We start from the raw sequence: 11461 nt of genomic DNA on the forward strand, positions 1-11461 counted from the left end.
ATATTTAAACAGGCATTACCCTCTATTCACTCCGGGATTCCAGCAAAGCCTCGCTTTTGAGATACAGATTTTTCAAACTTTCCAATGCTTCCGCCGACGGTTTCTCCCAAAGCCCACGCTGCGCGGCTTCGAGCAGGCGCTCGGCAATCGCATGAAGCGCCCAGGGACTGTTCTCCTCGAAAAACTGCTGCATATCGGCATCGAGCGCATAAGTCTCGGCCACTTTTTCATACATCCAGTCGTCGACCACCCGGGCTGTGGCATCGTAGCCAAACAGGTAATCGACCGTGGCCGTGAGTTCCAGACCGCCTTTGTAACCATGTTTTTTAATGCTCTCTATCCATTTCGGGTTTACGACCCGCGAACGGAAGACGCGCAAAGTTTCTTCTTTCAAATCCCTTACTACCGGCCTGGCGGGGTCCTGCGAATCGCCGAAATAGTGTTTGGGTTGCTGGCCGGTGAGGTTGCGTATCGTGGCAATCATGCCACCGTGAAATTGCAGGTAATCGTCGCTGTCGAAAAGGTCGTGTTCGCGGTTGTCCTGGTTATGTAATGCCACTTCCACGCCTGCGAGGCGGCGGGTAAATTCCTTGCGTGCATCTTCGCCCTGCGCATTGCGTGAATAGGCATAGCCTCCCCAGTTTATATAAGCCTGCGCAAAATCGCCATCGGTTTGCCAGTTTTTTTCATTGATTAAAGGCAAAATACCGGCCCCGTAGCTTCCCGGCGCCGCACCGAAAATACGGTAAGCAGCCCGTTCCTCAGCCTGCTCGATGGATAGTCCGTCGTCCTTTTGCAGCTCGGCGAGCTCTTTTAAATAATGCTTTTTTACAAAATTCTCCTCCAAAGGCTCGTCGGCGGCAATGACCATTTGCACAGCCTCGTCCATCAGCTCGATCAGGTGCGGAAATGCGTCACGGAAAAAGCCACTGATACGGGTCGTCACATCGATCCGGGGCCTGCCCAGTTCTTCCAGCGAAATGATTTCCAGTCCATTCACCCGCCTGCTTTCCGCCTGCCACACAGGCCTCACGCCCAGCATTGCCAGCATTTCGGCCACATCGTCGCCGTGCGTACGCATGGCGCTTGTGCCCCAAATGCTGATCCCGACGCTTTCGGGATACCTTCCGGCCTCTTTCCAATGTCGGTCCAGCACTTCTCGGGCGAGCTGCTGCCCTACTTCCCAAGCCGCTTTGGAAGGCAATACCCTCGGATCGACAGCGTAAAAATTCCTTCCGGTAGGCAGGATATGCGCCATTCCACGCGTAGGTGCACCGCTCGGGCCCGCAGGCACGTACCCACCCGAGAGGCCGTGCAGGAGATTCGTTATCTCCTCGTCGGTACGGGCCAGGTTAGGGACAAGTGCTTCCGATATAAAACTCAATATCTTGTGAAGGCTTTCCAACTCGGGCAGGTTCGGGTTACGATCGATGGATTCAAATATGACCCTTTCAATCATCCCCCTGTCAAATCTGTAATGCTCAAACAGCTTGATGATGTGCGCCGCCATTTCATCCAGCGCTTCCAGCGCGTCGGCGCACGTTACGAGTTGCCGGCCGGCCCAGGCAGACAGGCTTTCATGCTGCATAGGCAGTTTTTGTCCTTTTTGTTGATGAAGTGTTTCAATATTTAATCCAAAAACATGCGCCAGAACAGCCTGCATCCCCGGCACGGGGCCATTCGGGAGGCGGGTGAGCGATTGCAGCATATCCAGCAACGCATCGCCCTCGGGCATTTCGCCCAGCGTGTGCAAACCGTTCCGGATCTGCGCGGCGCCGAGCTCGCACAAATAGCCATCGATATCTTCGATCAGGTGCGCTATATCCTTCCCGTCCATTTCCGCCAGGCTCACAGGAACGCCCTCGGGCGTCATGTCGTCATCCCAGTCGTGTTTGTGATCGCCGTGGTCGCGGCTCAGCATGGCCGAAAGATCGGCATCGAGGTTGGTTTGTTTGATCAAATCCCAGATTTGCCTTTGCAAAAGCGGCAACTTGGACGGATCGAGGCTTTCGACCTGGTAATATTCATCCACCAGCTGCGTGAGCTGCGCCAGTTCGCCGTAAGTATCGGCGGAGGTCATCGGCGGCGTCAAATGGTCGACCACCACGGCATGTGCGCGGCGTTTTGCCTGCGATCCTTCGCCGGGATCGTTGATAATGAATGGGTAAAGCAATGGCAAATCGGCCAGGAATGCATCGGGGAAGCAGTTTTCAGATAACCCAATGCCCTTTCCGGGAAGCCATTCCAATGTCCCGTGCTTGCCTACATGCACAATGGCGTCTGCCCCCCAGCCGTCGCGCAGCCAGCGATACAATGCATAATAATGATGTGTGGGAGGCAAATCGGGCTGGTGATAGATCGCGTCGGGGTCCATACCGTAGCCCCGCGGTGGCTGCAAGGCCACAAATGCATTTCCAAGATCGAGACCGGCCAATGCGATATGGCCGTCGTGCACGTAGGTCTCGCCGGGCGGCGGCCCCCATTGTTTCAGCATTTTCTGCCGGGCGGCTTCGGAGAGTTCTCCAAACCAGCTCGCATATTGCGCAGCCGGAACGCTCGCCGCGGCTTGTGCGAGCTGGCCGGGCGTCAGGAAGTCTTCGTCATAGGCACAGAGGTCGATCAATGTATGGATCAGCTCCGTACCCGTTGCGGGCAGGTCGGCGACCCGGTAACCTTCGTCCTGCATTGCCCGCAGGATATTCAATAGCGACGCCGGTGCATCAAGCCCCACGGCGTTCCCGATCTGGGAAGCTTTTGTATTGGAATTGGTAAAAATGAATGCGACTTTTTTATCCGCGTTCTTTAAATGTCTTAAACGCGCAAAACGAATGGCTAAACCAGCAATCCGATCGATCCGGTTATCCAAAGGCTCATAGCTTCGCGCGTCTTTTCCCTTCTCTTTAAATGAAACCGGAACGGTAATAATGCGCCCGTCGAATTCGGGAATGGCTACATTCATCGCAGTATCCAGCGGATTAAGCCCCCGTGCCGACGATTCCCAGGGACCACGGCTCATACCGCTCGTGATAGCCTGCAAAACAGGCACATTCAAATCCAGCAATGCCCTCGAAGGCTCGCTACCCTGCCCTACCGGCTGAATGTCGGTCATCGCAAACGAGATCGTATTGACCAGCACATCGATGCCCGTTCCTGCATCCGTATCGAAATACTCAAATGCAAGCGGGTTGCCGGTTTCGGCATTCACGGATTTGAGTGATGAGGTAAAAACCGGCAACACATTCACACCGCGATCTTCCAGCGCGCGGACCATCGAATCTACAAAGGCCGTATTGCCGCTCAGCCAGTGCGCCCGGTAAAAGGTAATGCCTACCGTCGCCAGAGCCGGATCGCGGTATTTCAACCAATCGGATTTATCTGCAAATTCCGGCAGGTCGGGATGATAAATGCCGTGTTCCGGCAAATGCATGGGCGCTTCCGCTCCGAAACCGGTCATGAGCAGGTGGTCGGAAAGATAGCTCAGAAGCGAAATCAGGTTGCTGTAACCTCCGGCTTGCAAATAGGCCAACGTATCGTGCAAAACAGCCGGTGAAACCGTCGACACCGCGGCGAATTCAGGGTTCAGCTCGCCTGTACCGCTCACCACGATCAAATGCTGACCTCGCTGGCCGGCCAGTTTTACCAGTTCGTTGAACCCGGGAATACTGCTCAGCCGACCGTGAATGCGGATAATGAGGATCTTCGCCCCGGCAATTTCACGCTGCAATAGCTGCTGCATTTGCTCCTCGCTCTTGATCGCCATCAGGCCGATGCCCGTTGTTTTGGGAAAATCATCCGGCAGGAGCTGCATCGCGCGGTCGAGCGTGAGCAGGTCCGTGTCCGCGTGTGTGAGGAACACGATACCGTCGGTAGGAATGGCCGTTTGCCCGAGTTCGGTCGACGCTTCGGAGCCTTTCCAGGTGTAAAATTGAAATACATATTCGCCGAGATCCGACGGCGGCACGAGGTACCGGTCGGCCTTGACCATGCTTTCGATATAATCAAAAATCGCGATGATCTGCCATTCGTAATTGATCGAATGGAACCACACCGAATGCCCGTCGAACAGCAGCGTCACCACATTCGCGAGCGTGCACGGGCCCAGGCAGCCGCCTTTGGTCATATGCACCACGTTCCGGAGCTTGCGCCTGAGCCATTCATTTTTATACAATTCCACAGGAATGGGCGCATACCCGCGATCGACCCGTCCGCAGCAGCAGGCATTGTAGCAATAGGAAAGATGCCCCCGCCGCTGCACGAGGTTAATGGATTTTCCGTCGGACCGGGTAATTCGCTGGCGTTTCATTGGGGGCTTTCGGCAGTTTTTTGGTTGATGAGGTGTTGAATAAATCCGGGCTTGCCGGCCCAGTAAAAATGAGTATACGTTGCAAAGGTATTTTGCACCCTAAAAAGCTGTGTATCAACCGTAACACCCCTTGCATTGGTCATTTGTGCAAGCGGCACTTGCACAAATGATTCCTTCAATACGGAGTAGTGGAACTCGTGGCCCCTGATTTCCAGCCCGTCCCAATGCATTACCCGGTAACCCAATGTCATTTTCGAATGTTGGAGCGTCGTTGCCAGATCGAGCACGCCGGCCATTTTAAATGCATTACCCCTGCTGTCGGTCAGCTCCCGGCCCAGGTACATCAGCCCGCCGCATTCCGCATAGGCCAGGCCGCCGTTTCCACAATAGTTCCGAATGCTTTCGATCATGCATTGGTTATCGGACAACTCTTTGGCAAACAACTCGGGGTAACCACCCGGTAAATACAGGAAGTCAGTTTCCGGTAACACCTTATCATTCAAAGGGCTGAACCACTGCACCTCACCGAATGCACGCAGACATTCGATATTCTGGTGGTATAAAAAGGAAAATGCTTCGTCGCGCGCGATAGTTATGCGCAATTTTTGAGGCTTTCCGTTTGCCGGTTCCGGGTGGTTTCCCGTATTTAAAATACCATCATTTTCAACCAGAATTCTCCCTGGTTCTGCGGCATAATCCATGGCGGTAATTTCCAGCAACCGGTCGAGATTGACGGTTCGGGGGATAACTTCCGCTAGTCTCTGGATAATCTGCTCATAATCCGTTTCAGTCGAAATATGCAGTCCCAAATGCCGCGAAGGAATATGCAGCGCTTCGTTTTTAGGTAAATAGCCCAATGCCTCCACGCCAACATCCGCGCAGGCATCCTGCAAAAAGCGGTAATGCGATTCCGTATTCACGAAATTGAAAATCGCGCCCACCACGCGGATACCGGGATGGAAGTTCTTCAAACCATAGATCAGCGGCGCCGCCGAATAAGCCATCGACTGCGCATTGATCACCAGCACCACCGGCATATCCAGCAACGCGGCGATTTCCGCACTGCTACCCTTCATTTTATCGGCCCCGTCGAAAAGACCCATCACGCCCTCGGCCACGCTCACGTCCGCGCGGGACGCGTAATGTGTGTACACCGTACGCATATGCGCCTCCGAGGCCATGAAAGTATCCAGGTTCAGTCCTGGGCGGCCGGAAGCAGTCGTATGGTGGATCGTATCGATATAATCCGGCCCGCATTTAAACGCCTGCACCCCAAGCCCCCGCTCCCGCAACGCCCGCAGCAATCCCAGGGTAAGCGTGGTCTTGCCCGAATTGCTCGACGGAGCGGCGATCAGGAAACTGGATTTTAGATTAGTCATGACGCGGCGATCTTGCGGTTACGCATTTTCTTTTGAATCAAATCCTTATTATTTTTGATTATGGGAAAAACCAAAACATCCAAAACCAACTACGCACTTCCCGGTCAGCCGATGACCGACGAGGAGGTAAAAAGTATGGTTCTTGAAACTCAACAGGGAAACTTTCATTCTATGCAGGATTTAAAACAAAAAATCGCTGAATGGAAATCGAAATTCGTCCGGTAGTCATTAGTACGCTTGCTATCGAAAGTCTGGAAAATATCTACACCTACGGAATCGAAACATTTTCCTACTCTTCCGCAACAGTTTTCATCGAAGAACTTTACGTTCGCATCAACCAGCTTTCCTCCGACTACCTTCATCATCCCATTTGTCGTTTCATTCCGACTAAAACCGGTATTTACAGAAATTTGCAACATGGCCGATATCTGGTCATCTACCGTGTTAAACCTGAACGTATCGAGGTCCTGAACATCATTCACAGCAGCCGCAGTCCGACGAAGATCAGAGCAACCAGAAAAATCAAGATTTGAGGTGCGCTGACAAAACGGAAGAATAATCAGCAAGAAAACAAGAAAGGAATACCCAGGCGATAATGCCACCAGGCGATCGTCGGATCACAAATGGCGAAATCCAACTAAAATATCCAAACCAGACCCTGCTTCATACCGCGAAAGCATTGTCAACAAGGAAAGGATGGGTGTTCTGGCTTAGTTAAATGATTGAATGACTGAATGATTGAATGACTGAATATTTTCTATTCACTCATTCACTCATTCGCTCATTCAACATTATCACTTCACAGTTGCGCGACAGCTCGTTATTTCCACCACATGGGTGGCCCCGACGATTCCCCCGGAATGCGTTGATACGCAATCCCTTTTCCTGTTGGAGAAGTATGTTAAAGAACTTTTTGTGCCGTAAAGTTAGTGGTATTCGGCTATTTTTCTGGTTTATCTCCGACAAAAACGCCTAGCTTTGCACATTCATTGGTTCGCGCCTTCCAGGGTGCGATTAAAAGGGAATCCGGTGCAAATCCGGAGCAGTACCCGCTGCTGTAAGTTCACAAAACGATGTCCTGGCAAATGCCACTGGGATTTGAATGAGTCAATGATTCGCACATTCACTCATTCCCCCGGGAAGGCGCCAGCGATCTGAACGAGCCAGAAGACCTGCCGTTGAATAATCCGGTTTTGCTTTCGGGAAGAAAGGCAAGAGGAAACGGCAGGCTGCATCGTGGCCGCGCTACTCCCTGCATTCTCCCATAAGTTATTTGCTAATTTATGCGGAAATCCAAATGATTCAGTATCTGCTTATTGACTCCCTGCTCCTCGGCGTGCAGCATTCCTTCGAACCCGACCATATGGCTGCGGTTTCGGTCCTTGCCACTGAAGAAAACAAAAGCCCTTCCGAACCCGGCCTGGCCCAACGGGGCCCGGCCAAACGGGGCCCGGCCCTCCGGTGGAAGCTGATCTGGCGATCGTCGCATTGGGCGCTGGGGCATTCGTTAACATTGATTTTATTTGCCGTCCTGGTGCTTTTGCTCAAATCCACGATGTCGCTGCACATTGCCGACCGGGTCGAAATGCTGGTTGGGCCATTGATGATCTGGCTGGGCGTGCTGGCGATCCGGCGTAATTTTAAAACTGAAAAGCCCACACCTGTTGCAGGGCAGCGCAAGGTAAGCCGTTCGTTCTGGGTGGGAATGGTGCATGGCCTCGCAGGCACGGGCGGGGCGTGTGCGGTGGCGCTTACACTCGCCGCGCGCGACGCGATGACGGCCGTGTGGATCATCGTGCTTCAAAGCGTTGGTATCATCCTCTCCATGTCGGCCTATGGCTATTTCTTCGCCTTTTCCGTGGGCCGTTTTGCCGTAAAGCGCGAGCGTTTCCTGATGATCGTCAATTACCTGGTCGGAGCATTTTCGATACTGATCGGCGCGATAACCCTTTTCGAATCATTTCAATCTTAACAATGCATATTCCATTTTACCAGCCCGCGCGTATCACTATTGGCGGATTAATACTCTCTTTTTTAGCTATTTACGCAGTATCCGCACAAGAAACCAGCACGGATTCGTCGGGTAAAAAACTGCTTGATCCCGTCGTGGTAACGGCCACCCGTTTTGAAACTAAAAAAGAAAAGATCGCCCAGAAACTGGACATTATTTCCAAAGAAGATATTCAAATGACGCCGTCCACCGACCTGACCGACATTGTCAGGAAAACAGCGGCCGTAGATGTGATCCAGTATCCCAACTTGTCGTCCGGCATCGGTATCAGGGGCTTTCGTCCGCAGTTTTCAGGGTTAAACCAGAGGACCTTGCTGCTGATCGACGGTCGTCCTGCCGGCGCTACCAATCTTTCGCAGATCAATTTGAATGGTATCGAACGGATTGAAGTACTGAAAGGTCCCGCGTCGTCGCTCTATGGCTCACAGGCGATGGGTGGCGTGATCAACGTGATTACCCAGCGTTCCAAAGGCACACCGGGTGGTAACGCATTCCTGGAATATGGTAGTTTTAAAACATTGCAGGCAGGGTTGAATACCGGGGGGAATATTACTTCCAGACTGGACTACGACCTGTCGTTCAGTTACCTGGAACGATCAAAAGACTACAAAATCGGAGCGGACAACTGGCTCCGAAATGCATTCGGCTACAAGCACGCGCAGAAAAACTATACCGACCGTCCCGTGGTCGAAACCGATGAAACGACCGGTGACGGTGACCGGCGACCTTTCACGAAGCTGCATTACTTTTCCGGTGCATTGAGACTGGGTTACCAAATCAATGATCGCTGGCGTGTGGATGTACGCGGGGAACAATTCCAGGCACGCGATGTGGAATCACCGGGTGAATTATCCTCGGGTAGTACCGAAGCCAGTACCAAAGACGTCGACCGCCAGGCCATCGATGTTTCGTTAACCGGGCAAATCGGGCATCACAGCCCGAGCGTGAAAGTGTATGCCTCCGGGGAGAATACGAAAAACTACACGGAAAATGTCTCCGGCAAACCGGTGATACCATTCCGTTCCGCGCAGGGGCATAATGCGTGGAAAGGCATTCAGGTGAAGGACGTCTGGAAGCTCGGCCAACATTCGTTGATATTGGGCTACGATTACCTCAATGCATCTACCAACAGCCGTCGCTGGACCAACGACACTACCGAGCGCGCGCCTACCCAGCCCGAATACGCATTGATTTCCAGCGCATTCTTCGCACAAGCCTTACTGAATGTCGACAAACTTACCCTGCAACCCGGCATCCGCCTCGATCACATTACCTTCGACGTACGCGAAACGCCGCTGCTGCCAACTTACAAAGCCGGTAAAAAAACGACCCCGTTCACCAGTCCCAGTCTGGGCATTACCTACACCCTCCTGCCCTCGTTACGTGCGAAGGCCAACATCGGCCGGGCATTCGTTACGACCGATGCATACAGCGTGGCAGGGTACAACGAAATCCGCGATTCGAAAGGCCGCATTGCCGTCACAGCCGGCAACCCCGATCTGAAAAACGAAAGCAGCCTGAGCTGGGACCTGGGCCTTGATTTTAACAAACCGCAATCCGGTTTCGCGGCTAACGTGACTTTTTACAGTACAAAAGTCGAAAACCGTATTGCCAAGATCATCGAAGTCGTGAACGAGCCGTTGGAGAATGGCGACGTTATCACTTCCCGTGCCACGTTCGTCAACGCGGCAGACGCGGAAATCACCGGCCTTGAAACCGAACTATCCTATGATTTCGGAGCAAAAAGCGACTACCGCTATTCCCTCAAAGCATTCTGGAACGGTAATTCCATAATCAAAGCCAAGGAGCTCATCGTAGGCACCGACGCCTCCGAAGTACGCCGCGACATTCAGAACGTCGCCCGCAATACCTTCAACTTTGGATTGGCTTATGATAATTTGAAATGGCTGCAACTACGGATATCAGGAAGGGCCGTCGGCACGAGAAAGGATATCGATTATACCGATCCTATCAACCCGGAGATCGAGTATCCGCAATACATGGTCCTCGATTTAGCCGCCCAGTTCAAAATTTCGGGCGGACATACCATTGCATTAAAACTGAACAATATCACGGATGAAAATTACTACGAAAAGCGCGGCTATAACCTGCCCGGGAGGGCGGTATCGGTACGGTATTTGAAGAGTTTTTGATATCATAATGCAGCCTAATCAGTTTTTTCAGCCGATTGGGCTGCTTCTTTTGCAAGTTCCGCTCTTCTTGCCATTGCCCAATCAAACCCGGTTGCAACGAACGGTATTCGTTGCAACCGCCTGCTCATTAGTATTTATCCCACCAGTTCTTCACCCCCTTACTATTTCTACCTCCCAATTTTTCCAAGGCGGTACGGTAATGCGTGCCGTTGAGGGATGCTTCTACAAATGGGTAAGTCATCCGTTTGGAGATGTCGGTAACGTCCGGGTCGAGGGAGCCGTCGGCGGGGAGGGCGAAAATGGCTTTGCCGGTGATGGGGTCTTTAAAATCGAGGCGGAGGCGTTCGAGCCAGCCCTGAATACCCTGCGTGTACATCGCGATCCATTTCTGAGAACCGATGCTATCCTTCCATTTGGCAGCGTTGTAGGGCACTTTTTTGAGATAAGCGGTAATGTTCTCCTCGCGTATACCCGCGAAGCGCAGGGATGCCGCAACGCCTTCCTCGTAATACTGGGCTGCGGTTCCCGTTAGCCCTACTTTCAACTCCCGGGCCTGGATCTCGGCGAGCATGAATTTCACCTCGGCCAGGTCGAGCCAGATCGTCGGTGCGGTGGCTCCTACGGCATAACCGGACGGCAGGCTCACGAGCGTCGGGTCGCCATTGGAGCTGGCGTCGCTGTTTTCCTGGCCGTATACTTCGCCCACGTAATTAGTGGTATTCAGCAGCGGCTCCGCGAAAACGGGCAGCCGGGGGTCGTTGTAGAGTTTGAGATAATCGATAAAAGGCTTCGACATCGAGAAATCCACGCGCACTTTGAACGACTGGTTCATCGGGTTGTTGTTAGGCGGAGAAGGCAGCCAACGGAACAATGCACTTTGTTCCTGGGTACTGATAATGCCGCCATTCGCCGGATCGAGGGACTTCTTGATAGCTTCTGTTGCCTCGGCCGGTTTCACGTCGATCATCCGCAGGGCAATGCGCAGACGGAGCGAGTTGGCGAAGCGCTTCCAGGCATTCACGTTACCGCCATACAGGACGTCGCCGCTGGTGTAGGTCGGCTCGGCGGCGTCCAGGACCTTAACCTGCTCGTCCAGCGTAGCCAGCAGGCCCGCGTAAACCTCCTCGCCCGTGTTGTACGAGGGCGTCACGTCGTCGGCATCTAATGCTTCGCTGTACGGAATGGGGCCGCCATAAATGTCGGTAAGGAAATGGTAGGTGTAGGCTTTCATGATCTCCGAAATGGCTATCCGGTTTTTGTAGCCGGGCCATTGAGATGCCTGCTCTATTTTTTGCCCCTCGTGCAACTCGTTCAGCACGTCGGTGTAAAACGTGTTCCACATGATCTGGTTGGTATTCTCCCGGATCTGGTAACGGCTTTCGTCGGAATAATAGGTCGACGACCAGTATTGCGCATAATACATTCCGAAACGGCCATTGTTCCACTCGTCGGTAATATTGTTGGAAAAATTGTATTGCGCATTGGTGAGCAGCTGCGCGGAAGTGACGTCTGTCGCCCGGTTTGGGTCCTTGTTTATTTCCTCAAAACCGTCCGTACAGGCCAGCACCGAGGTCAGAAGCAGCGTGCTGGTGATTTTCCTGAAATTTTTCATAGC

General features: G+C 52.9%; 6 protein-coding genes and 1 riboswitch. Of the genes, 3 read left to right on the top strand and 3 right to left on the bottom strand.

Translation table 11 applies throughout. From position 1 onward, the window contains the following. Positions 1 to 22: 22 nt before the first annotated feature. Positions 23 to 4303: a cobaltochelatase subunit CobN gene (gene cobN / locus BMW93_RS00155; protein ID WP_090373176.1), complete on the bottom strand. Its 4281-nt coding sequence runs from the start codon at positions 4301 to 4303 to the stop codon at positions 23 to 25. After that, positions 4300 to 5682, bottom strand: coding sequence for a cobyrinate a,c-diamide synthase (locus BMW93_RS00160; RefSeq protein ID WP_090373177.1), 1383 nt, complete (start codon positions 5680 to 5682; stop codon positions 4300 to 4302). The genes cobN and BMW93_RS00160 overlap by 4 nt, the downstream gene beginning before the upstream one ends. 200 nt (positions 5683 to 5882) lie before the next feature. Between BMW93_RS00160 and BMW93_RS00165 the strand changes: the two genes are divergently transcribed. From BMW93_RS00165 to BMW93_RS00175, 3 genes are all read left to right on the top strand, one after another. Beyond that, entirely contained in the window at positions 5883 to 6215 is a 333-nt protein-coding gene (locus BMW93_RS00165) for a type II toxin-antitoxin system RelE/ParE family toxin (RefSeq protein ID WP_090373178.1), read from the top strand. A gap of 440 nt (positions 6216 to 6655) precedes the next feature. Then, positions 6656 to 6877, top strand: a riboswitch (cobalamin riboswitch). A gap of 102 nt (positions 6878 to 6979) precedes the next feature. Beyond that, entirely contained in the window at positions 6980 to 7654 is a 675-nt protein-coding gene (locus BMW93_RS00170; protein ID WP_090373179.1) for a hypothetical protein, read from the top strand. A gap of 2 nt (positions 7655 to 7656) precedes the next feature. Next, positions 7657 to 9846 carry a TonB-dependent siderophore receptor gene (locus BMW93_RS00175; RefSeq protein ID WP_090373180.1) on the top strand — a complete coding sequence of 730 codons (2190 nt, stop codon included), beginning with the start codon at positions 7657 to 7659 and terminating at the stop codon, positions 9844 to 9846. Between the two features lie 127 nt (positions 9847 to 9973). Here BMW93_RS00175 and BMW93_RS00180 read toward each other — a convergent pair whose 3' ends face one another. After that, positions 9974 to 11458 (bottom strand): SusD/RagB family nutrient-binding outer membrane lipoprotein, encoded by a 1485-nt coding sequence (locus BMW93_RS00180; protein WP_177193969.1) that lies wholly within the window; start codon positions 11456 to 11458, stop codon positions 9974 to 9976. Between the last annotated feature and the right edge of the window lie 3 nt (positions 11459 to 11461).

The organism is Dyadobacter sp. SG02, assembly GCF_900109045.1.
Classification (GTDB): domain Bacteria; phylum Bacteroidota; class Bacteroidia; order Cytophagales; family Spirosomataceae; genus Dyadobacter.

Bases quoted from the DNA above. Each gene is read 5' to 3' on its own strand.
- BMW93_RS00165 (WP_090373178.1), top strand. From the start codon at position 5,883: ATGGAAATCGAAATTCGTCCGGTAGTCATTAGTACGCTTGCTATCGAA.
- BMW93_RS00160 (WP_090373177.1), bottom strand. From the start codon at position 5,682: ATGACTAATCTAAAATCCAGTTTCCTGATCGCCGCTCCGTCGAGCAAT.
- BMW93_RS00180 (WP_177193969.1), bottom strand. From the start codon at position 11,458: ATGAAAAATTTCAGGAAAATCACCAGCACGCTGCTTCTGACCTCGGTG.
- cobN (WP_090373176.1), bottom strand. From the start codon at position 4,303: ATGAAACGCCAGCGAATTACCCGGTCCGACGGAAAATCCATTAACCTC.
- BMW93_RS00175 (WP_090373180.1), top strand. From the start codon at position 7,657: ATGCATATTCCATTTTACCAGCCCGCGCGTATCACTATTGGCGGATTA.
- BMW93_RS00170 (WP_090373179.1), top strand. From the start codon at position 6,980: ATGATTCAGTATCTGCTTATTGACTCCCTGCTCCTCGGCGTGCAGCAT.